Source organism: Maribellus sp. YY47 (assembly GCF_023111095.1).
In the GTDB taxonomy this organism is placed as follows: Bacteria; Bacteroidota; Bacteroidia; order Bacteroidales; family Prolixibacteraceae; genus Draconibacterium.
In genome coordinates, this window is the sequence record NZ_JALGYW010000007.1 from 31,214 (window position 1) to 54,637 (window position 23,424).

Annotated in this window: 16 protein-coding genes and 5 tRNA genes; 9 read left to right on the top strand and 12 right to left on the bottom strand. The window is 44.4% G+C overall.

The annotated features are described in order from the left end of the window. Positions 1–59: 59 nt before the first annotated feature. From MR764_RS07125 to MR764_RS07150, 6 genes are all read right to left on the bottom strand, one after another. Entirely contained in the window at positions 60–1,115 is a 1,056-nt protein-coding gene (locus MR764_RS07125) for a LacI family DNA-binding transcriptional regulator (protein ID WP_348773074.1), read from the bottom strand. A 217-nt stretch (positions 1,116–1,332) separates the two neighbouring features. After that, positions 1,333–1,405: transfer RNA gene (locus MR764_RS07130), tRNA-Gly, on the bottom strand. Positions 1,406–1,408: 3 nt separating this feature from the next. Next, positions 1,409–1,495 (bottom strand) — tRNA-Leu (locus MR764_RS07135). A gap of 86 nt (positions 1,496–1,581) precedes the next feature. After that, positions 1,582–1,654 (bottom strand) — tRNA-Gly (locus tag MR764_RS07140). 78 nt (positions 1,655–1,732) lie between these two features. Next, positions 1,733–4,351 (bottom strand): DNA mismatch repair protein MutS, encoded by a 2,619-nt coding sequence (gene mutS, locus MR764_RS07145; RefSeq protein ID WP_247978720.1) that lies wholly within the window; start codon positions 4,349–4,351, stop codon positions 1,733–1,735. Positions 4,352–4,509: 158 nt separating this feature from the next. After that, positions 4,510–4,932, bottom strand: a complete 423-nt coding sequence (locus tag MR764_RS07150) for a DUF1761 domain-containing protein (RefSeq protein ID WP_247978721.1) — start codon at positions 4,930–4,932, stop codon at positions 4,510–4,512. Between the two features lie 148 nt (positions 4,933–5,080). Between MR764_RS07150 and ricT the strand changes: the two genes are divergently transcribed. Next, the gene (gene ricT, locus MR764_RS07155; RefSeq protein WP_247978722.1) at positions 5,081–6,292 is read left to right on the top strand and encodes a regulatory iron-sulfur-containing complex subunit RicT; all 1,212 of its coding nucleotides are present in this window, start codon (positions 5,081–5,083) and stop codon (positions 6,290–6,292) included. 2 nt (positions 6,293–6,294) lie between these two features. On the opposite strand, the gene MR764_RS07160 is transcribed toward ricT, so the two are convergent. Next, positions 6,295–6,933 (bottom strand): O-methyltransferase, encoded by a 639-nt coding sequence (locus tag MR764_RS07160; protein ID WP_247978723.1) that lies wholly within the window; start codon positions 6,931–6,933, stop codon positions 6,295–6,297. Positions 6,934–6,950: 17 nt separating this feature from the next. Further along, positions 6,951–8,180: a pitrilysin family protein gene (locus MR764_RS07165; RefSeq protein ID WP_247978724.1), complete on the bottom strand. Its 1,230-nt coding sequence runs from the start codon at positions 8,178–8,180 to the stop codon at positions 6,951–6,953. 201 nt (positions 8,181–8,381) lie between these two features. Between MR764_RS07165 and MR764_RS07170 the strand changes: the two genes are divergently transcribed. After that, positions 8,382–8,454: transfer RNA gene (locus MR764_RS07170), tRNA-Phe, on the top strand. Between the two features lie 254 nt (positions 8,455–8,708). Here MR764_RS07170 and MR764_RS07175 read toward each other — a convergent pair. Beyond that, positions 8,709–8,784 (bottom strand) — tRNA-Gln (locus MR764_RS07175). Between the two features lie 267 nt (positions 8,785–9,051). Here MR764_RS07175 and MR764_RS07180 point away from each other — a divergent pair. After that, positions 9,052–12,108, top strand: coding sequence for a DUF2723 domain-containing protein (locus tag MR764_RS07180; protein WP_247978725.1), 3,057 nt, complete (start codon positions 9,052–9,054; stop codon positions 12,106–12,108). 6 nt (positions 12,109–12,114) lie between these two features. Here MR764_RS07180 and MR764_RS07185 read toward each other — a convergent pair whose 3' ends face one another. Further along, the gene (locus MR764_RS07185; protein ID WP_247978726.1) at positions 12,115–12,645 is read right to left on the bottom strand and encodes a hypothetical protein; all 531 of its coding nucleotides are present in this window, start codon (positions 12,643–12,645) and stop codon (positions 12,115–12,117) included. Positions 12,646–12,712: 67 nt separating this feature from the next. Between MR764_RS07185 and MR764_RS07190 the strand changes: the two genes are divergently transcribed. Beyond that, positions 12,713–13,120, top strand: coding sequence for a (deoxy)nucleoside triphosphate pyrophosphohydrolase (locus MR764_RS07190; RefSeq protein WP_247978727.1), 408 nt, complete (start codon positions 12,713–12,715; stop codon positions 13,118–13,120). On the opposite strand, the gene MR764_RS07195 is transcribed toward MR764_RS07190, so the two are convergent. Beyond that, complete coding sequence (locus MR764_RS07195) at positions 13,097–13,597, bottom strand: hypothetical protein (protein WP_247978728.1); 501 nt, start codon at positions 13,595–13,597, stop codon at positions 13,097–13,099. The two genes, MR764_RS07190 and MR764_RS07195, sit on opposite strands and share 24 nt — an antisense overlap. A 174-nt stretch (positions 13,598–13,771) precedes the next feature. Next, positions 13,772–14,722 carry a D-2-hydroxyacid dehydrogenase gene (locus MR764_RS07200; protein WP_247978729.1) on the bottom strand — a complete coding sequence of 317 codons (951 nt, stop codon included), beginning with the start codon at positions 14,720–14,722 and terminating at the stop codon, positions 13,772–13,774. Positions 14,723–14,894: 172 nt separating this feature from the next. Between MR764_RS07200 and MR764_RS07205 the strand changes: the two genes are divergently transcribed. The 5 genes from MR764_RS07205 to MR764_RS07225 all read left to right on the top strand — a co-directional run bounded on the left by MR764_RS07205 (position 14,895) and on the right by MR764_RS07225 (position 23,370). Next, positions 14,895–15,287 (top strand): response regulator, encoded by a 393-nt coding sequence (locus MR764_RS07205; protein ID WP_247978730.1) that lies wholly within the window; start codon positions 14,895–14,897, stop codon positions 15,285–15,287. 194 nt (positions 15,288–15,481) lie between these two features. Continuing rightward, the gene (locus tag MR764_RS07210) at positions 15,482–18,751 is read left to right on the top strand and encodes a glycosyl hydrolase (RefSeq protein ID WP_247978731.1); all 3,270 of its coding nucleotides are present in this window, start codon (positions 15,482–15,484) and stop codon (positions 18,749–18,751) included. Between the two features lie 159 nt (positions 18,752–18,910). Next, a complete protein-coding gene (locus MR764_RS07215) occupies positions 18,911–19,972 on the top strand; it encodes a glycoside hydrolase family 43 protein (protein WP_247978732.1) in 1,062 nt (353 codons plus the stop codon). Between the two features lie 139 nt (positions 19,973–20,111). Then, on the top strand, positions 20,112–22,562 hold the full coding sequence (locus tag MR764_RS07220; protein ID WP_247978733.1) for a hypothetical protein: 2,451 nt from the start codon (positions 20,112–20,114) through the stop codon (positions 22,560–22,562). A gap of 10 nt (positions 22,563–22,572) precedes the next feature. Further along, the gene (locus MR764_RS07225; RefSeq protein WP_247978734.1) at positions 22,573–23,370 is read left to right on the top strand and encodes a polysaccharide deacetylase family protein; all 798 of its coding nucleotides are present in this window, start codon (positions 22,573–22,575) and stop codon (positions 23,368–23,370) included. The last annotated feature ends 54 nt before the right edge of the window (positions 23,371–23,424 follow it).

The window sequence follows — 23,424 nt, forward strand, 5'->3', positions numbered from 1 at the left end:
ACAGACAAACGTTTGTTTCCAGCTATCAAAAAAAATGTCCCAAAAATCAAGTTCCGGTTTCAATCTGCGGTAAGCTTCTGTTTTAAGGTCGACTCCCTCACCACCAAATCGTTTCGAATAATAATGGTTTCCGATGCAATATCCTCCTGAGGTTGTTCAATCTGACGAATCACCATTCGGGCAGCTGCCTGCCCCATTTCAAACGCATGGTCGTCGATAGTTGTGAGTGCCGGCTCTACAATCAACGACACGGGTGTATTACTAAAACCAACCACTGCCATATCATCTGGGACTTTGCATCCAGTTCTTTTGACTTCCTGAATAACACTGATGGCACTGGTATCGTTTGAACAAAAAACTCCGTCGGGACGAGATGGCATCTCCAGGAACCTTCGGGCGGCTAAGGCTCCTTCCTTGCCACTCAAGTCTTCGGTATAGTAAATCAATTCATCTTCCTGCGCAAGGTTGTTCCTTCGCAAAGCCTCCTGATAACCCCGCAGGCGATCTCTGAAAATAGCGATTTGCTGGTTTCCGGCCACATGCGCAATTCGCTTGCATCCGATCGAAATCAGGTGCTCGGTTGCTTTCATCGCTGCTCCAAAATCATCAATAACCACTTTGTGGGTTTCAAGCTCGTAACATACCCTGTCGAAAAATACCAACGGAACATTATTGTTTTTAAACGCAAGCAAATGATCGTAGTTATTGGTTTCCATCGCCAAACAGGCAATTACTCCATCGGCCTGGCTACTCATTAACATGCGTGCATTCTCTTTTTCTCTTTCGTAGGAATTGTTGGATTGGAAAATAACAACATAATACCCGGCTTTACTCGCCACTTCTTCAATACCACTAATGGCCGACGACTGAAAATGCCGGTCAATCCGGGGAATAATTACACCGATCAGGTTGGTTTTGTTTCTTCGGAGATTGGCAGCAAGTGAATTCGGGTAATATCCCAATTTTTCTGCGAGTTTATGCACCTCCTGGGTCATCTTCTTTCCGATACTGGGATGATTTTGCAGAGCCCTTGAAATGGTAGACGGAGAAACCTTAAGCCTTTCTGCCATCTCCTTAATTGTTACTTTTGACCTCTTCATAGCCTGACGTAAAATTTTTTAGCTATCCGCAAATTAAAGCAAAAGCTCACACTTATTGACTACATCTGCTCAACATAAAGTTACTATAAAACGTCAAACATCAAAAACAACGACATATGCACTTCATAATAAACCGATGATTTTCTATGCATTACCTCACACTGCATCCGGCAATGACAGCTGCCAAAGACCATAAAAAAAGCTCCACAATTTCTTGTGAAGCTTTTTTTCGAGCGAGAAACGGGACTCGAACCCGCGACCCCGACCTTGGCAAGGTCGTGCTCTACCAACTGAGCTATTCTCGCATTTGGTACCCGGAGGGGGACTTGAACCCCCACGATCATAATGATCATTGGATTTTAAGTCCAACGTGTCTACCATTCCACCATCCGGGCATCCTTATGATCTTGAACGAACGGGCAGGTGACGTCCCAATCCTCTTTTCGGATTAGGGATAGACATTTCCTTCCCTTCTGTTATGAGCGAGAAACGGGACTCGAACCCGCGACCCCGACCTTGGCAAGGTCGTGCTCTACCAACTGAGCTATTCTCGCATGTATTAAAGAACGTTTTTAAAAAGCGTTGCAAATATATTGCTATTTTTTAATCTCGCAAAATATAAATGCACAGCTTTATTTGATTCCGGTTAATTTCTTTATTTCATTCAGTTTATTCAAGGCTTCGAGTGGCGTCAGATTATTTACATCCAACCCTGCTATCTCGTCTCTAACCTGCTTTAATACAGGATCGTCGAGCTGAAAAAAGCTCAACTGAAGTCCTTCTCTTTTTTCACCGATCTCTTCCAAAGGTTTCGCCAAATTTTCTTTTTCTTTTCCGCCTTCCAGCTTCGTTAATATCTGTTCGGCCCGTTTTATTACCGATTTTGGCATCCCTGCCATGGCGGCCACATGAATACCAAAACTGTGATTACTGCCTCCGCGAACCAGTTTCCGGAGAAAAATCACCTTATTCGCTACCTCTTTAATCGAAACATTGTAGTTCTTCACCCGCGGAAAAGCGCCCTCCATTTCGTTTAACTCGTGATAGTGCGTGGCAAAAAGTGTTTTCGCTTTTGCATACGAATGTTCGTGCAGATGCTCGACAATCGACCACGCGATGGAAATACCATCATAGGTAGAAGTTCCGCGCCCCAATTCGTCAAACAAAATCAGGCTACGGTTCGATACGTTGTTCAGAATACTGGCGGCCTCATTCATTTCCACCATAAAGGTTGATTCGCCCAGCGAAATATTGTCTGACGCGCCCACCCGCGTAAATATTTTGTCGACAAAACCGATTTTTGCCACTTCTGCCGGTACAAAACTTCCCATTTGTGCCAGTAAAACAATCAGGGCTGTTTGCCGCAGCAAAGCCGATTTACCCGCCATGTTGGGCCCGGTAATAATAATAATCTGCTGATCGTCCTGATCGAGCTTTACATCGTTCGCAATGTATGACTCCCCTATCGGCAACTGATGTTCAATAACCGGATGCCGGCCATTTCGAATATCGATATCGGTAGCTTCGTTCACCTCGGGACGGAAATATTTATATTGAACCGCACACGTGGCATACGACAACAAGCAATCGATTCGGGCCAGGATATTCGAGTTTAGCTGAATAGCCGAAATGTATTCCGACAAAGCCATCACCAAATCGTTAAACAACCGGGTCTCGAGTACCTGTATTTTTTCTTCCGCTCCCAGAATCTTTGATTCGTATTCCTTTAGTTCTTCGGTGATGTAACGTTCGGCATTCACCAGCGTTTGTTTACGGATCCACTCTGGCGGAACTTTATCCTTGTGCGTATTCCGTACTTCGATATAATAACCAAACACATTATTAAAGGCAACCTTCAGCGAAGTAATGCCGGTTCTTTCACCTTCGCGCTGCTGAATTTTCAGCAAGTAATCTTTCCCTGAATAAGCCAATAAACGCAAATCATCCAATTCTTCCGAGACACCATCAGCAATTACTTTTCCTTTATTGATCGCCGTTGGCGGATCGCCAGCAATTTCTTTCTGAATCCGTTCCCGAATCAGGTTACAGGTATTCAACTGTTCGGCAAAGCGGTTTAATGCCGGATTATCAACCACTGCACAGGCCTCTTTTATGGGACCAATAGCATTCAGCGCATTCATTACCTGAACCACTTCCCTCGGGTTAATCCGTCCGACAGCTACTTTTGAAATCAGCCGCTCCAAATCACCAATCTGCCGCAAATGTTCCTCCAGGTTTTCTTTTACATCCGGATTTTTCATAAACGTCTCTACCACTTCCAGACGCTCGGTGATTGGGCCAACGTCTTTTAATGGCAATGCCATCCAACGCCTGAGCAAACGGGCGCCCATGGGGGAAATGGTTTTATCGATCACCTCAATCAATGATTTTCCTCCATCGTGAAGCGGAGAGAAAAGCTCCAGGTTTCGAATGGTAAAACGGTCGAGCCAAACGTAGTGTTCCTCCTCAATCCTACTCAAACCCGAGATATGACTTAAATGCTGATGCTGGGTGAGGTCGAGATAATGCAACACCGCCCCTGCAGCAATTACCGCGAGCTGCAAAGTCTGCACACCAAATCCCTTTAGCGAGCTGGTTTCAAAATGACGGGTTAAGCGATCGTTGGCAGCATCCCTGGTATACACCCAATCTTCCATGTTGAAGGTGTAGTATTTCGATCCAAACAGCGTCTGAAAATCGTTTCCCCGTCCGCGTTGAAAAAGCACCTCTTTGGGCTGGAATGAAGTCAGCAGTTTATCGACGTATTCATGCGTCCCTTCGGCTGCCAAAAATTCACCGGTTGAAATATCGAGAAAAGCTACCCCTGCGCGTTTTTTATCAAAATGAACCGATGCCAGAAAGTTGTTTTCCCTGTTTTCGAGAATATTGTCGTTTATGGAAACACCGGGTGTCACCAGTTCGGTGATCCCCCTTTTTACAATCTTTTTGGTAAGCTTGGGATCTTCGAGCTGCTCGCAAATGGCCACCCGCTGCCCTGCCCGCACCAACTTCGGCAAGTAGGTGTCGAGTGCATGATATGGAAATCCGGCCAGTTCCACATAACTGGCAGCTCCGTTGGCCCTGCGTGTAAGTGTTATCCCCAGTATTTCGGAAGCCTTTATAGCGTCTTCGCCAAATGTCTCGTAGAAATCGCCTACCCGAAACAACAAAATTGCTTCCGGATGTTTCTCTTTGATGTCGTAATACTGTTTCATCAAAGGTGTTTCCACGTATTTTTTCTGTCCTGTCAAATCAATTTGTTTTAAGCGAAACAAAGATAAAAGTTTAGCTACGGAAAGGAAATCCAGGGCCAGATTGTTCAAAGATTTTTTTCAACAATACGGCAGAATAAAGGAACAAAAAAAGCAGAACACTTTTGCATTCTGCCCACCAAACTCATGCCGGTCAATCAATGCCAGGCACCGAGTACTGCCCCCATAATGATGTAGATTACAAGGGTGTACCCCAGGTTAATGAGGTAAAGTTTAAACGGTTGCCGTTCGTACAAGACATCATTCAGGCGACTGGTGCCGATCCAGAACAGAGCAATCATAAAGCCGGCAAAAATACCAAAGTGCATGTCGGCTGCGCTGCCAATAAACATTGCAATGGCAAAAGCTGCCAAAACAGTGGCAATGTAGTTGATGATCATCACCAACGGCATAGCCATTCCTTTACCGTCGCGTAACATTTCTTCGGTGAAACCATTTAGCTTCATCCACAGTTTCCCAAACAACAATCCGTACCAAAGCCAGCCCACAATAAAAGCGCTAAAGGCAGCCACTAAAACCGCCCAAACATTAATCGTAGAAAGGATTTCAAACATATTCATACTTATAGGTATTAATTTAGACGGTATTTAAATTACGATATTCAATTCTTTTTTCAATCTTTGTACCCAAATATTTTCAGTGAGCGTATCATGCAACTGATTTTGAAAGTGCAGGATAACAGGCTGAAAGAAAAAGTGGAGAGGATATATGAGTTGTAACGGATGTTCATTAAACAACGATTCGACCAATACAGTAAAAGGATACGACTGGCTGAGCGATCTGCCGGACACCTCAGATAAATCAGATATTGTTGAAGTCAAATTTAAAACTACCCGGAAGGAGTATTTTAAAAACATAGACCGCCTGCCTGTAAAAAGGGGCGATAAAGTGGTGGTAGCCACTTCTCCCGGACACGATGTGGGCGAAGTAACTTTAACCGGTTATCTGGCGGAGAAACAATTTAAACTTCGGATTAAAAACCCTTCAAGATATACCTTGAATCCGGTTTACAGGAAGGCTACCGAATCGGATATCGAGAAGTTAAAAGAAGCCCGCGGCCGCGAGAAGGAAACCATGATCAAGGCACGGCAGGCAGCAGCAGAGCTGGGCCTGGACATGAAAATTGGTGATGTGGAATACAGAGGCGACAACAAAAAAGCCATATTTTATTACATCGCCGAAGGACGGGTTGACTTTCGCGAGCTTATCAAAATTTTCGCACGCGATTTCCGCATTAAAATCGAGATGAAGCAGATTGGCGCACGCCAGGAAGCCGGACTGGTTGGTGGAATCGGATCGTGTGGCCGCGAACTGTGTTGCTCGAGCTGGCGTACCGATTTTTCAAGTATCTCATCCGAAGCAGCATTGAGACAGGGTTTATCGCCGTCGGCACAAAAAATGGCCGGCGCCTGCGGAAAACTGAAATGCTGCCTGCTATACGAACTGGATGCTTATGTGGAAGCCGGGAATGAGTTTCCAAGAGAACTGCTCGACCTGGAACTGGCCAAAGGCGTGGCCAAACCGTTCAAAACCGATTACCTGAAAAAAGAGATTTGGTATGCACTTGCAGGAAGTATGGGAACCACTTTCAACCTTTCTCTGAAACAGGTCAAAGACATCATTCAACAAAACAAACGGGGCATACAGCCCGAGGTTGACCTGCTCGGTAAGAAAGTAAAAGAATCGAGCCAGATGGAAGTAACGCTGGACGGAGAACTCGATCGTTTCGACAAGAAAAAGACGCGCAATAAAAGTAAGGAACGCCGCGGAAACAACCGTGGTCCCCGAAACAACCAGCAGGAGATGAGAAACAAAAACGTGCAGGAAAATGGCACGTCGAATGAGTCGAACCCCAACAAGAACAACAGCCGGAACAGAAACCGGAAACCACGGTTTAAGGCAAAAAACAAAGCCGAATAAATCTATTTTTTTCGGATCAACGTCATACCATCGCGTAGTGGAAGAATCACCTTCTCTACGCGATTGTCGTTTTTAAGCAGTGTATTGAAATCCAGGATTCCCAGGGTTTGATAATCATCGGTACGCGGCGTATCAAGCACTTTCCCGCTCCACAGCGTGTTATCGGCAATAATATAAGCGCCGCTCTCCAGACGGTCGATCAGCAAATTATAATAATCTGTGTATTCGCGTTTGTCGGCATCAATAAAAACCAGGTCGAACTTTTCTTTCAGGGTAGGAATAATTTCCAGCGCCGAACCAATGCGTTGTGTCACTTTATCCTGAATTCCCGCTTTCTTGAAATATTTCGCGGCCATGCTTTCCAGCTCATCATCGATTTCGATGGTAACGATCTTTCCCCCCTCCTGCAATCCTTTCGCAAGACAAATGGCCGAATAACCAGTGAAAGTTCCCAACTCCAAAATGTATTTTGGACGGATCATCCGGGAGATCATCGACAGAACCTGTCCCTGCAGGTGCCCGGACAACATGCGTGCTCCCAGCACTTTTAAATGCGTTTCACGATCGAGTTCTTTCAGTACTTCGTCTTCCTGATCTATGTGATCTCTGATGTACTGATCTATGTCTTTTTGCCGGTTCATTTTCGAAAACGTTCAGATTACTTATAAATCAAGGTACTCATCTGGTTTTTATCGAGCACCAGGTTGGCCACTTCCAACAACTGTTCCGCAGTGATTTCTTCGATGGTTTTAAACACCACGCGCAACGGATCTACCTTATCGTACAACAGGTAACTTTTCGCAATCGACAGCATCATGTCGTCGTGGCTTTCGGTAGCAATTGCAATCTGTCCGATCAGTTGTTTCTTGGCATTGCTGAGCTGCACTGCACCCAGTTTTTTAGAACGCAACAGATCAAACTCTTTTTGGACCAGCGCCTGCGCTTTATCAAGATTTTCCTTGTCAGTACCAAAATACACGCTGAAAAGCCCGGTATCGGAGTAAGCCGTGTAACCCGATTCCACATTGTAAGCCATTCCCCGGCGTTCGCGTAAAGCAAGGTTCAACCGTGAATTCATAGCCTGACCTCCCAAAATATTATTGAGTAAAACCATTACCGTTCGCAGCGGATGATTGGCATCGAACGAGGTATTACCAATGATACAATGCGACTGAAAAGTATCCTTTTGTACCACCAGCTGTTGCGGTTTATAATTATCAAACTGAACGCGTGTATTGTTTCGCAGTTTGGCAGGCGCCATTCCAAAATACTTTTCGAGCATTTTAACAAGCACGCCAAAATCGACATTCCCCACCGAGCTGATCACCATTTGATCGGTGTGGTAGTTGTTTTCGATAAACCGGAAAATCGAGTCGCGAGTAAATGCCCTGACATTTTTCTTGGTTCCCAAAATATTCCGTGCAATAGGATGACCGTCAAAAACCAACTCTTCAAATTCATCAAAAATAAGCTCCGATGGCGAATCCTTATACGAATTGATCTCCTCAACCACTACTTCTTTCTCGCGCTTTAATTCTTTCTCGGGATAAACGCTGTGAAACAAAATATCGCTGAGCAACTCTGCCGAACGCTCGTAATAATCGGTTAAAAAGGTCGCATACAGAACGGTTTCTTCCTTGGTAGTATAGGCATTTAGCTCTCCTCCCACTCCCTCAATCCGCGACAGAATATGAAAAGCTTTTCTTTTTTGGGTTCCCTTAAACACCGAATGCTCGATAAAATGAGCCAAACCGTGTTCCTCCTCCTGTTCATCGCGCGATCCCGCATTAATCAATACCCCCAGGTGCCCTACCGGCGAGTCGGTAAACTGGTGAATAATGCGAATTCCGTTACCCAATGTATGTGTCAGAAAATCAGTCTCTACCATTATGTATTATAATCAGCCTGCAAAAGTAAGAAAAGTATTCAATTGCGAACTCACGATTTCGGGGAAACCCATGAATGATGACAAGCGCCGCCAGTCGTAAAAACCAGCCATGAAAAACAATGATTGATTTTTTTTCAAATTCTGCATTTTTTCTTTGGAGTTTCAAAAAAATGTCTACTTTTGCAACACCAAAATAAAAACGGTGCCATAGCTCAGTTGGTAGAGCAACGGACTGAAAATCCGTGTGTCCTTGGTTCGACTCCGAGTGGCACCACAAAAAAGGGGAAAACGAGAGTTTTTCCCTTTTCTGTTTTCCAGACTAGGATACATTTCATCGCTCAAGATTAAAGCCTTCAGAAATCAATTCAGGGGAGTTCGCGATATTCGTTTCTTCCTGTTTAGACTAGCCAAAATATATGCTTGAAATTTGTTTCCCCACAGAAAGTTTAATTGATCACATGGAATGGGTTATTAAGGAAATCCAGAGATAAAAAAAAGGAACCCACTTTTGTGAATTCCTTTCGTTATTGGTTGACCTGCCAGGGCTCGAACCTGGACTCTTCTGAACCAAAATCAGACGTGTTGCCAGTTACACCACAGGTCAGTCCTTTAATGCCCTTTTGTTAAGGACGGTGCAAAAGTATAAAAAAAATTTATTCTGCAAGGGTCGCATAGATATTTTTTGAAAATTCATTCTTTTCGACTGTGAATGTGGCTGTTACCGTATGCAAATGCGGTTCAATATCCCCGGATGGCAGTAAAATGCCTGTAGTGAATAGTTTGCATCGTATCAACCATGGATACCGGATATATTTTAAAGACGTTAATTGGTTTAAAACTTTATCTTTGCCATTAATCAAAAAAGTCGATCATGCAACGCACCCAACTTATCAATAATATTCTTGGCTGGATTGTATTTATCATTGCTGCCATCACCTATTTGTTAACGATGGAACCTACCGTTAGCTGGTGGGATTGTGGCGAATTTATTACCAGTGCTTTTAAACTGGAAGTTGGACACCCTCCCGGGGCGCCGACTTTTATGATTTTGGGTCGCATTTTCACCTTGTTCGCACCCGATGCCAGCAAGGCGGCTGTAATGGTAAACGCGATGTCGGCGCTGGCCAGCGCAGGTACCATTATGATTCTTTACTGGACCATTGTACACCTTGCCCGAAAACTTTTTACAGATGAACAACTTTCTTCCGGTGAACAAATTGCGGTTTGGGGAAGCGGTTTGCTTGGCGCGCTGGCGTTTACATTTACCGATTCTTTTTGGTTCTCAGCGGTTGAAGGAGAAGTGTATGCCTTGTCGTCATTTTTCACGGCGCTGGTTTTTTGGGCGATTTTGAAATGGGAAAACGTAGCCGAAGAAAAAAACTCGAACCGCTGGCTGATTTTAATTGCCTACCTCGTAGGACTGTCGATAGGCGTTCATCTGTTGAATTTGCTCGCCATTCCTGCAATTGGATTGGTATATTATTTCAAAAAATATGAATTTTCGTGGAAAGGAGTGATCACAGCTTTAATCGCCTCAATGGGTATTCTGCTGGGTATTCAGTATGGAATTATTCCCGGTTTGCCTAGGATCGCTTTTGTAATCGACCGTATTTTTGTGAATGGTTTTGGATTACCGTTTAATTCCGGAATCATTTTCATGTTTGTTTTACTCGCAGTAGCCGCCTTTTGGGGACTTCGATATACCCGGAACCGGAATATGGTGATTTGGAATACCGCCATCACCATGGTAATGGTAATTATCATTGGCTATTCTTCGTTTGGCCTGATTGTTATTCGGGCATCTGCCAATCCTCCAATGAATCAGAATGCACCGGATAATGCCTTTTCGTTGGTGCGTTACCTGAACCGCGAACAGTACGGCGATCGTCCGTTGTTTTACGGGCCGTATTACAATGCATCGCCCATTGCCAACGGCGAACCCAAAGTTCAATACAATAAAGTTGACGGGAAATATAAAATGACGGGATCAATGCCCGGTTCATTAATTTACGACGAGAAGATGGAAACCATTTTCCCAAGAATGTACAGTAGCGCCGATAACCACATCCAGGCATATAAAGACTGGGGAAAAGTAAAAGGTACTCCTGTTCGGGTAAATGAGCGCGGTGAGGTTAAAACTTTGATGAAACCCACATTTGCGGAGAATCTGCGTTTCTTTTTCTCCTATCAGTTGGGGCACATGTACATGCGCTATTTTATGTGGAACTTTGTTGGAAGACAAAACGATATTCAGGGACATGGAGGATTTGAAAACGGTAACTGGGTAAGCGGTATTGAGTTTTTCGACAAGGTAAAAGTCGGTCCGCGCGATGAAATGCCCGATTTTATGAAAAACGACGCCAGCCGGAATGTCTATTATTTTCTGCCCCTTCTATTTGGTCTGATCGGATTGTTTTTCCAGTACAATCAGGGGAAAAAAGGAAAGGAAACATTTGCGGTTACCATGATGCTTTTTGTTTTAACCGGAATTGCAATTGTAGTTTACCTGAATCAGTATCCGTATCAGCCCCGCGAACGCGATTATGCTTATGCCGGTTCGTTTTATGCGTTTGCAATCTGGATCGGTTTGGCGGTGCCGGCATTTTACAGCGTTATCAGCAAGGTGCTGAAAGGAGCGCCGGGAGCCGTTTTGGTCACTGTTTTGTCGCTGGGTTTGGTGCCGGGCGTACTGGCCTCGCAAAACTGGAATGACCACGATCGGTCGGGTAAATACATGACCCGTGATTATGCGAAAAACTACCTGGAGTCGTGTGCGCCAAACGCCATTTTGTTTACCTATGGCGATAACGATACTTTCCCGCTTTGGTATGTGCAGGAAGTGGAAGGCGTTCGTCCCGATATCAAAATCATCAACATCAGCTACCTGGGGATGGATTGGTATATTTATCAGCAACAATTTACCACCAACGATGCTCCCCCCATTCCGTTCACGTTCAGCCGCGATAAATATTATATGGGAAGAATGGATGCGATTTTGATTCACGAACGCTTTAAAGAATCGGTGGAACTGAGCGATGCCATGGAATTTCTCGGAAGCGACGATGTGCGCACCAAGGTTAAAGTCACGTCTGGCGAAACGATTGATTACCTTCCTTCAAAAGAATTTCATATTACGGTGGATAAACAAAAAGTGCTCGATAGCGGAACCGTAAAAGCCAAAGATGCTGATTTAATTGCGGATCGTGTCGAAATTAAAATCAATAAAAGTATGATCGGCAAAAGCGAAATGGCGCTGCTGAACATGATTGCTGCCAATAACTGGGAACGCCCTGTTTATATCGATCACAGTTTGCTTTATACCGGAAATGTGCATTTCCTGGATTGGTTGCAGTTCGAAGGTCTGGCCTATCGTTTTGTCCCGATTCAAACCAAGCGTCAGGGAATTATGAGTGGTCGCATTGATACCGATATTCTGTACGAAAATGTAATGAACAAGTATGTTTGGGGGAATGTAAACAGTCCGGATATTCATATGGATGAATACAACCGGAAACAGATCAACATTATGCAAACCCGCTATATGTTTGCCCGATTGGCTGAAGCGTTGGTTCAGGAAGGCAAAAAAGACAAAGCGATTGAAGTGGTTGATCGGATGTTTGAGCTTTTCCCCAACGAGATTATTCCCTACACCTATGATTCTTTCCCGGCAGTGGAACAATACTACCGTGCCGGAGCAGCAGATAAAGCCAACGAAGTGGTTCGTACAATGGCCAAAAACAGTCTGGGTATTTTGAACTATTACGCTTCGTTGCCCGATAACATGGCTGCATCGATTGAATCGGAGCAGAACAGGGAAATTGCCAACCTGAAAAACCTCATAGTGATTACGCGTAATTACAAGCAGGAAGAACTGAATAAGGAAATCGACGAACAGTTGCAGACGCTGATTGATAAGCTTTCGAGCTAAAACAGCTTAGAGTTTCCGAATTTGCTGCTGAAGTTTTCGCGTAAGTTTTTTACCCCGGCTGATGATGCCGGGTGTAGGGTGAAATTCCATTTCCTGTAAAATTATTTCACACAATTCAGGTTTTAACGCCGGTTCGGTTTCCGATATATTGAAAAGAATTTGCATGGCGTGAACCCGGTTGGCCACAGGCTCTTTGTCCGAAGTGAAAGTATTCATACAGTAATCGAGTAAAAAACCAAAAGTGTCGGGATGTATCTGATTCTGACTGATCAGTTTTAGCAGATGGCGTTTTTTCCCGTGATGCTGTTCCCTTTTCAATTGTTCGATCATCTCCGGAACATAAGGTGCAATTTGCCGGGGATGAAGGTCATGCAATTTGTCGGCCAGATATAAGGCACGCCAGCTGTTGGCTTGGTCGCTGTAAATGGCCACTTTCATTAAAACAGGGATGTATTCAGGATTTTGCTCCAGCTCTCGAAGAGCAAAATGGAAATTCTGCCAGCTTTCTACAACATTCAGTATGTCGGATTCTGTCATGCCCGATGGTTTTGAACAAAGATAGCCAGAAAGCCGGATTGCCGTGAAACTTTTCTATTTTTAGAAAATGATCCGGGTAGCATGTGCAATCATCATTCAGAAGGGAAAAATCCTGCTGGCGCAAAACAGGGCCGATTCTGATCACGCCTTTCAATGGGAGTTTCCGGGAGGCAAGATTCGCGATCACGAAACAGAAGAAGAATGTATTGTTCGGGAGATTAAAGAAGAACTCGAGCTGGAAATTTTGGTCGTAATGAAGCTGGAGCCAATCGAACACGATTATGGCCACAAACAAATAAGGCTGATTCCTTTTGTGTGTTCAGTGACAGGCGGAGAAATGGTTTTAAACGATCACCAAAGTATTAAATGGTGTAAACCCGATGAAATATTGAAGCTGGATCTTGCAGGAGCCGACAGAGCCTTGCTGGAGAAAACATTGAACCGGGAAAGATTAAAAGAATACGCGGGGAAATAAATGTATAATTCCGGAATAAACACCTGCCCAGCCAACAATCGACAGAATCATATAAAAAACAATGTTTTTGCGGCGCGAATAGTATTTATTGGCCAAAAAAGCACCAACCGGGATAGTCAGAAATAGCGGTGTGGCAATTATAATTCCCCACAATCCGTAGGTGGTTTTCATTTTCACCAGCAAGCGTTTTTTGCGCGTAAAGCGTTTTTTCGGCTTTGTGCTTTTATTCGGGCAAAAAAACTGAAGGCGTTGTTTGAATCCTGACGGAACACGTTGACAAATCTGAGGACGTAAAAAACGCCAACCTTTCAAAACCGGTTTCGTGAGGTAGTAAAAGAAAAGAAAACCTCCGATTCCACCACCCAGCAAAGCCAGAATGGCATATTTATACTCCATGCCGATGATCATTGCGTAAGGCAAGGTCAACATGTATTTTACCGAAGCAAGTATTACAATATGAAGGACTTTTAACGCCATGAATTTTCTGTATCCAAACTTTTTCTACAACGTTTATGGCTTTTGATTTGTTGCATGAAAACTGCAATCAATTCATCAGTTTTAACGTTTTTTCTAAAAACAGAAGCAATTTAGCATCCAAACCATGAAGCGCATAAGTATTATGATTAACAGCGACTTATAATTGATGTTTTCTTAATTTACGACATTAACCGGGCTCCCGTTAACAAATGCGCGTAGATTATTTACCGCTATTTCCATCAATCGCTGGCGGGCTTCAAAGGTGGCCCAGGCAATATGCGGGGTAATGTAGCAGTTTTTGGCTTTGGGAAGCGGATTATCGGGCGTGGCCGGTTCTATCGACAGAACATCCAGTCCGGCACCGGCAATTATTCCTTTGTTCAGAGCATCGGCCAGGTCCTGTTCATTTATCAAGGGTCCCCTTCCCGTATTCACCAAAAAGGCCGTTCTCTTCATTTTCTGAAGTGTTTCACTGTTAATAAAACCCTTATTCTCTTCTGTTAACGGGCAGTTAATGCTAATGAAATCACTTTCAGAAAGCAATGTATCCATATCAACCTGTTGTGCTTCAATGGTGGTTGATTTTACACTTCGGTTGTTAAAAAGCACTTTCAAGCCAAACGCCAGGGCGATGCGGGCAACGGCCTGCCCGATCTGACCAAAACCAATAATTCCCAGCGTTTTCCCGGCCAGTTCAATTTGCGGACTAACCGAATAACTAAAGTCGATGCTTTGAGCCCATTTCCCGTTCGACACGGTTCCAGCATGTCCGGCAACGTTCTGCGTAAAATGAAGAATATGGGCAAACACCATCTGCGCCACCGAATCGGTGCTGTAGGCGGGTATGTTTGTAACGGTAATGCCTGCGGTCCGGGCAGCTATTGTGTCAACAACGTTATAGCCGGTAGCCAGCACTCCAATGAATTTCAGGCCAGGGAGCTGACGGATAATGTTTGCATCGATAATCACTTTATTGGTGAAAATTGCTGTAGCTTCTTTCGCTCGTTCCACCACCAGCTCTTTGGGAGTACGGTCATAAATATCGCACTCTCCTGTTTCTTTTAAGGCATCCCAGCTAAGATCTCCCGGGTTTAATGTGTATCCGTCCAGTACAACTATTTTCATTTTACGTTTTTTTGATTCGTCTGCGTTCTTGCCAAAAGTAAATAAAACAAGTCATTTCATTGCTTGCTGTTGATTGTTGTATTAAAAGTTTATCTTTAAGCTTTCTTTCCGGAAACGGAAAACCAAGGGACGTTTTTTCAAATAGATAATTTTTTAATGTATTAGTAGGGAGATGGAAGAATCCATAAAGGATAAAGCCAATAGGAGTCGTAGGATTCTTGTGGCCGAGGACGATAAAATCAATCAACGTTTATTCTTCTACTTATTAAAGGACGTGGCAGATGAGTTAATCTTCGCCGACGACGGAGCGGAAGCATTTCGGAAATATACAGAAGGTGGGGACTTTGGACTGGTATTGATGGATATTAAAATGCCGGTAATGGACGGTTACGAAGCTACCCGGAAAATTCTGGATCATGATCCGGCGGCGAAAGTAGTTGCATTGTCGGCTTATGCTTTTGAACACGAGCAAAACAAGGCAATTGCGGAAGGATTTATTGATTATATCACGAAACCGGTTCAGCGCGAGCGACTGTTGGACGCAGTAGAAAAGTACCTTCAGTAATCATAGTTTCTAAATCTTATTCCTGTCTGTTACATAATAGTGGATGGATCCAACGGCGAATAAAACAGAGCATTGATTCGTTTTACGAATCAGAATAAGGCCTCAACCTTATTTTTGGTTCTGCGAGATTGTGGTTGGTTGATATTTTATGAATAGCTTTAGGGACAGTTATATTTAACTTAAACCTTTACCTAATGACTAAAATACTAACCGGTCTCTCTTGCTGTGTCTTTATTTTGTTGATGGTTTTGCAGGGGCTCGCACAAACTGAAGTGGCTCCCGTAGTTCCATCGGCAACTGAGTTGAACGCGCCTTTCAGCGACAATGATATTGCAACGTTTAAGAATCCTCCGAAAGTTTATCATCCGGAAACGTGGTTTCATTTTATCGGAGGGAACGTAGCTAAAGAAGGAATTACTGCAGATTTGGAGGCTATTGCGAATGCGGGCCTCTCCGGTATTCATTTGTTTCACGGACAATTTGGTGGTCCCTGGCCTGGCGTGAGCCCCCAGATTGCCTGCCTGAGTGAATCGTGGGATGATGCTGTGCGCTACACTGCCGAAGAATGCCGGAGATTAGGCTTGCGTTTTACCATGCAGAATTGTCCGGGCTGGGCCATGTCAGGTGGTCCGTGGATCGAACCTTCCAATGCTATGCGAAACCTCGTTTGGAGCAGGACAGATGTTACCGGTGGTCAAACCTTGGAAGTTTTGCCTGTACCACAGCCAAGTGCTGAAGACTGGAGAGATTACAAAGACATTGCCGTGCTGGCATTTCCCACGCCAAAAGGTTATGAGGAAGAACAGCTAAAACCTGAAGCGGTTAAAAGCGACACCTTGTTGCCCTGGAAAGAGTTTTTGTTGAGTGAACACAACGGTTCATTCAATTTAAAACCATCTACTGAAGCAAATCCACATTGGCTGGAAGTTACTTTCTCCAAACCGGTGGAAATGCGAACCATCGAATTTTCCGATGTGCAGAAATTCAATCATGCCTGGTGTTTTACTCCCGACGTTCAGGTAAAAGTGACTGCTATTTTACCCGACGGAACGGCTCGGGAAATTCTGAACATCCCGATGCCGATGGCATCCTGGCAGTCTGATCATCCGATTTCACTGGCCTGCGATGAAACAGGAGGAGCTCAAACCTATCGTATCGAAATTGTTAATCAGCACGATATGAACCTGCGGTCGCTGCGCTTGCTTTCGGCGGCCCGCAAAAACAATTGGGAGTCGGAAGCTGCATGGACCCTGCGCAGCATCGTGCGAAACAGCGAAAATCCACGTCAGTCGGAGGACGCATTTGTTAAATCAGGAGATGTGCGGGACATCTCATCCTTCATGGATAAAGATGGAAAATTGAATTGGCAGGCTCCCGAAGGGAAATGGACGATATTGCGTATCGGGCATGTAAATGCGGGGCGAAAAAACGGACCTGCACCTGCCGAAGGAACCGGATGGGAGTGCGACAAACTTTCGGAATCGGGGCCAAAAGCACAGTTTGCAGGCTACATCGGGCGACTCAATGATGGCCCGCTGAACGGTGGATTGCTAAACGGAATGCTGATGGATAGCTGGGAATGTTACACACAAACCTGGACAAACGAAATGGAAAGCGCGTTTAGTCAGTCAACCGGATATGCGTTGAGAAAATGGCTGCCGGCGGTTTTTGGCTATGTGGTAGACAGCCCGGAAACCACCAGTCGGTTTTTGCGCGACTGGCGCGGAGTGATCGGTGATTTGTTTGCGAACAAATTTTACGGAGGAATGGCTGGCCTGGCTCAAAAGAACGGGCTGAACATTATTTATGAAACCGCAGCTGGCGATGTTTTCCCCGCCGATATCATGGAATATTTTAAATACGCCGATGTGCCGATGTGCGAATTCTGGCATCCCTACTCCGATTCGTATGTAGGGGCAATCAATTTCAAACCGATAAAACCAACAGCTTCGGCAGCCCGGATGTACGGAAAACCCCGCGTTTCGGCGGAGGCTTTTACCTCATTCAATCTTACCTGGGACGAACACCTGAGTATGTTGAAAGAAGTCGCCAACCTTAATTTTATTGAAGGCGTAACACATTTGGTGTTTCATACCTACACACATAATCCACGAACCGATTGGTTACCGCCGGGTACTTCTTTTGGGTCGGGAATTGGTACACCATTTTTACGGGGGCAAACCTGGTGGAAACACATGCCTGAGTTTACGACTTACCTGGCCCGGTTGAATTATCTGTTAGAACGGGGAAAACCTGTTTCGGATGTACTTTGGTATTTAGGCGATGAAATCAACCACAAGCCTGATCAGGAAGCACCTTTCCCAAAAGGCTTTAAATACGACTATTGCAATCCCGACGTCCTTTTGAATCGTCTTTCGGTGCGCAACGGGAAGATTGTTACTCCCGAAGGTTTGGAGTACAAGGTATTGTGGTTGCCCGATAATGAGCGGATGTTGCCGGAAACACTTGTGAAATTACAGGAGCTGGTGCGTGCCGGAGCAACGGTAATCGGAAACGCTCCCCGTGGACTTGCAACCTTAAAAGATGGACAGGCTGCGCAGCAACGCTTCAATAAGGCTGTTTCTGATATGTGGGGAGATGGAAGTGAAAAAATCCGAAGCATTGGAAAAGGAAAGGTACTGGCAGGTTTTAGCATCGATGAAGCATTGGCTCAGCTTGATATGGCTCCCGATGTTGCTGGAAACGATGCTTTGTGGATGCATCGTCAGATTGACGGTGCCGACTGGTATTATGTTTCTGCACCATTTGGAAGAGGGTTTCAGGGCAAGTTGAGCTTTAATAACAAAGAGGTTCCTGAAATATGGAATCCGGTGAGCGGAGAAATAGAACCGGCAATGGTAGTTGGGCAAGAAAACGGCAGGACGACTGTTTTGTTTGATTTGCCCAAATCGGGATCGTGCTTTGTGGTTTTCAGAACAAAGGGAAAAGTTGCGGTAAAACCGGTGACTGCTGAAAATACAACTGAAACCCTTGCAATTTCAGGCCCGTGGACACTTTCTTTTCCTGCCGGATGGGGAGCCCCGGAATCGCTTGAGACATTAGAATTAAAGGCATGGAAAGAACTGGAGACAAGTCCAGAAGCAAAAGCGTTCTCGGGAACGGTAACTTATACAACCAACTTTGAAGCAGGGAAAATAAAGAAGAATGAAGTTTTCACCCTAAATTTAGGGAATGTGGAAATGATTGCCGAAGTAACACTCAACGGAAAGCCGCTGGACACATTGTGGACACCGCCGTATTCGCTTGATATTACCGATGCACTTAACTCAGGAAAAAACACGCTGGAAGTAAAAGTTACGGGAACCTGGTTCAACCGCCTGGTTTACGATGCAAATCAACCGGAGGAAAAGCGAAAAACCTGGACGATTAGTGGTCCGAACAAAGACGAAGCATTGCGTGAAAGTGGCTTGCTGGGGCCTGTCGTTTTAACCAAAAGATTTTGAGCGTTAAAGGTTTTAGTGTCTTCCGGAAAAATGAAGAAAGTTCAGGAAAAACTGTTCGAATAACGGATTCTACAGGATACTGAAACAAAAGCTATTCTTTTATTTTAACCGACAATGTTTTACTTGGCATGTTGCCTAAATCAAATAATTGCTTAACCGATGAGACTTTTTTCTGTGTTGTTTCTTTATTGGTGGACATTTTTGTTAGCGCCGTCTGATTATGATTTTCCTGTGAATTCCGGCATTGAATCCGTTACAGAAAATCAACGGAAGACCTATTCGAATCCGTTGAAAACAATCGACGGTGCCGAAATTTTTGTTGCCGATCCGTTTGTTTACGAATACAAAGGAACTTATTATCTGACAGGGACCACCAACTTGCCAGAAGGTGAGGGTTTTGCATATTATATTTCAACCGATCTTATTACGTGGGAATACAAAGGAGCATTATACACCCGCCCGGCTGATCATATCGGCACGACTGCATTCTGGGCGCCGGAAATAGAATATTACAAAGGAAAGTTTTACCTGACATACAGTTGCTATGTTCCGGCAAAAAAGCATTTGCAAACTTGCCTGGCAGTTAGTGAAAAGCCCGGAGGGCCTTTTGTAGATATTCATACACCCTGGTTTGACCTGGGATATTCAGCAATTGATGCTGATATTTTCGTAGATGATGATGGTACTCCATATGTTTATTTTAGCAAAAATGGTATGCAGGATACATTAGCAACCGGAGAACTTTATGTTGCTAAGTTGAAAAAGGATCTTTCCGGCCTCGACGGCGATCCTGTATTTATTTCCAGGGCATCTCAGCCTTGGGAAAAAGTTAACTGGAACAAAAACCGTTGCAACGAAGGCACTTTTGTTTTTAAACGAAAGGGAACATATTATATGACTTACTCTGCCAATGACACTGGATACGAATATTACGGAGTGGGTGTTTCTTATGCAAAAAATCCCTTGGGGCCTTGGAAAAAGGACGATAATAACCCGTTGATGACCACCGATCTTGCAAGGAATATTTCTTCTCCGGGGCACAATTCAATAGTGGAAGCTCCCGACGGCAACCTCTACATTGTTTATCATCGCCATGCTGATGCCAATTGTCGAAAACCAAACTGGGACCGTGTGGTTTGTATCGATCGATTGTATTTCGACAAAGACGGGCAATTAAAAATGGAAGGCCCGACCAGTACCCCGCAAAAAGTTGCATGGTAATAACATCAGGAATTGGCAAGCTAATTCGTGATTTCGACCGCTGTCAGCAAACAGATTCTACAGGATACCCAAGTGGATTTATCCAACTAAATTTGATGCAAAAGCATAAAATTAGCAACCTAAAGTAAATGAATCGGAAATGAATAAACGGACTAATCCAATTATAAACAGAGTTGGCATTTTGATGCTGGTATTTCTGTTTTCTGTTTCCCTAACATCCTGCAATTCTCCAAAGCCTGCCGAGCCGGGGCTAATAAAAAAGGCTCTCCCGGTATGGGCCAAAGGCCGGGAGACTGAAATGAACCTGAATCTTGGGTTTCACGGAATTTTTAGCGCTGAAAAAGGACAAGATATAAAACTGAAAATTACAGGTTCAACGCTTTACCGTGTTTTCCTGAACGGAAAATACCTGGGCTATGGCCCCGCACGAACAGCTCAGGGCTTTTTTCGTGTGGATGAATACCAACTGAGCGAACGCCTGAAGCCGGGAACGAACGTCGTGGCAGTTGAAGTGGCCGGGTACAATGTAAATTCATATTACACCATCGATCAGCCTTCGTTTCTGCAAGCCGAGGTGGTGGTTGGTGACGATGTTTTGCTAGCAACCGGGGAAGAATCCGGATTTAGCGCTTTCGAGCTAAAAGAACGTTTGCAAAAAACCGAACGTTACAGTTTTCAAAGGCCCTTTACCGAATATTATCGTTTAAACGAAAATGCGCGTGCCTGGAGAAGTGCAGAAACAAAACCAACAGAGACATTGGAGTTGGCCGTACAACCCGAAGGAGAGCTGCTTCCGCGTAATGTATTGCTTCCTGATTTTGCTGTAGTTCGCCCGCAAAAAATCCATTCTACGGGAACGCTCAGGAAAATAATTCCGGCAAATTACAGAAAAGACCGTGCGCTTACCGGCATCAGTCCCATTTTCAAAGGCTACCCGGAAAACGAACTGGAAACTGTTCCTTCGCTTTGGCTACAGGAAATTGAGACTGCTGCGCAGGAAATCGCAGAAGAAAAGTATCATACCTCTTTTGTCGTTACCGCGAATTCGTTCATAACCTGCGACCTGGGAACTAACCTTTCCGGATTTATCGGAGCTAAAGTGAGCTGTTTGGAACCATCAAAGCTGGTTTTTATTTTTGATGAAACACTTACCGAAGCCGATGTGCAACCCAAAAAACGCATGGCGGATGTCAACAATTATGTAGTATACGAACTGCAACCGGGAAATTATGATTTGGAGTCGTTCGAAAGTTATACCTTAAAATTTTTGAAGATAATGGTGTTGGAAGGCGAATGTACCTTGGAAGATGTTCACCTTCGTGAATATGCATATCCTGAACACCCGCTGGCCGATTTTAACTGTGACAACGATAAGTTAAATGCCATTTACAAAGCTGCTGAGCAAACATTCCGTCAAAACTCGGTGGATATTTTCATGGACTGTCCTTCGCGCGAGCGGGCCGGCTGGCTGTGCGACAGTTATTTTACCGCCATTATGGAAAAGGATTTCACAGGAAAGTCGGCAATTGCACATAATTATTACGAGAATTTTGCACTGCCCGATAGCTTTGCCTTTCTGCCCGATGGAATGCTGCCCATGTGTTTTCCGGCCGATCATAACGATAAGGTGTTTATTCCCAACTGGGCGATGTGGTTTATTGTGCAGATTGAAGATTATGCCAGCCGCGGCGGCGATCCGGAACTAATTGCAAAACTGGAGCCCCGTGTTGCCAAATTGCTTGATTATTTTGTTCAGTTCGAAAATGAAGACGGACTGCTGGAAGACCTGGAAAGCTGGATTTTTGTGGAATGGTCGAGAGCCAACGATTTTGTACAGGATGTAAATTACCCCAGCAATATGCTTTACAGTGCTGCGCTTGAAAAAGCCGCGAAATTGTATCAAAATAAACTCTGGGAAGAAAAAGCGGAAAAAGTAAAACAAACCATTTTGAAACAGTCGTTTAACGGAAGTTTCTTTGTGGACAATGCCGTTAGGGAAGCAGATGGCAAACTTCAGGTGACCAATAATACCACGGAGGCATGCCAGTATTATGCTTTCTTCTTTAATGTGGCCACACCGGAAACGCATCCTGAATTGTGGAAAAAACTGACCTCTGCTTTTGGCCCCAAACGCGACGATAAAGTGACTTACCCCGATGTTTTCCGTGCCAACGCTTTTATCGGCAACTATCTTCGGATGGACATCCTGTCGCGTTACGGTTTGCAAAAACAAATGCTGGGCGAAATTCAGGATTACTTCTACTACATGGCAGAACAAACGGGGACGCTGTGGGAAAATGTAGGTGCGTATGCAAGCTGCGACCATGGATTTGCTTCATTTTTGGGGCATGTTTTATACCGCGACGTATTGGGAATAAGTTCCGTGGATTACCTGAAAAAAGAAGTAAGCATTCGCTTCTCCGATCTCGATTTGAACAGATGTAGTGGAGTATTACCGGTGGAAGACGATGCCATTGAGTTAAAGTGGGAACGTTCCGGGAATCAGCTAAATTATTCGTTGAAAGTGCCTGCAGGTTTCAAAGTCAACATTGAAAACCTGAGTTCGCTGGAGTTAAATAAAGTAAGCTAAACTCAAAAAGATGAATCAAATCCGATGTATTGTTCTGTTGATTTCAGCTGCACTGTTGCTGCCTTTGTTCGGGGGTTCGCAAAATAAGATCCAGAAAATTCCGGATAAACTGGTGGTTCTGACTTTCGATGATGCATCGATCAGTCAGTACAGTTTTGTGGCGCCGCTGTTAAAAAAGCACGGTTTTGGAGCTACTTTTTTCGTATGTGAGTTCCCTCCGAATTTTAGCGATAACACAAAGTATATGAGCTGGAAACAGATGAAATTGCTCGACGATATGGGGTTTGAAATTGCCAATCATACCCGAACACATCCGGCAGTTGCAAATATTTCGAAAGAAGAGTTGCTGAAGGAGCTTGTTTACATCGAAAACAAATGTGATTCAATGGAGATTCAGAAACCGGTTTCGTTTGCCTACCCGGGCTACAGTTTGAGCGAAGCGGTGGTGGAAGTTTTGGCCGAAAAAGAATATCGTTTTGCAAGAGCCGGAGGGAATCGCGCCTACGATCCTGCAGCAGATCATCCTTTACTGATCCCAAGCTGGTCGATGGTGAACGACAACAATCCTCAAATTATGCAGGCTTTGGATCAGGCAAAAGACGGCAAAATTGTAGTACTCACCATTCACGGTGTTCCGGATATTGAACATCCGTGGGTGACCACTTCTCCCGAACTATTTGAAGAATACGTGAAGTTTCTCGCTGATAATCATTTCACAGTAATTGCGATGCGCGATTTGAAAAAATATGTTCGTTTAAAGGATACGAAGTTTCTGGAAGCCGATTTTGAAAAACCTTTGCGAAACTGATAATGCCCGTTTGATAAGGATCAAAAATTGTGTCATTTTTATATAAAATATTGA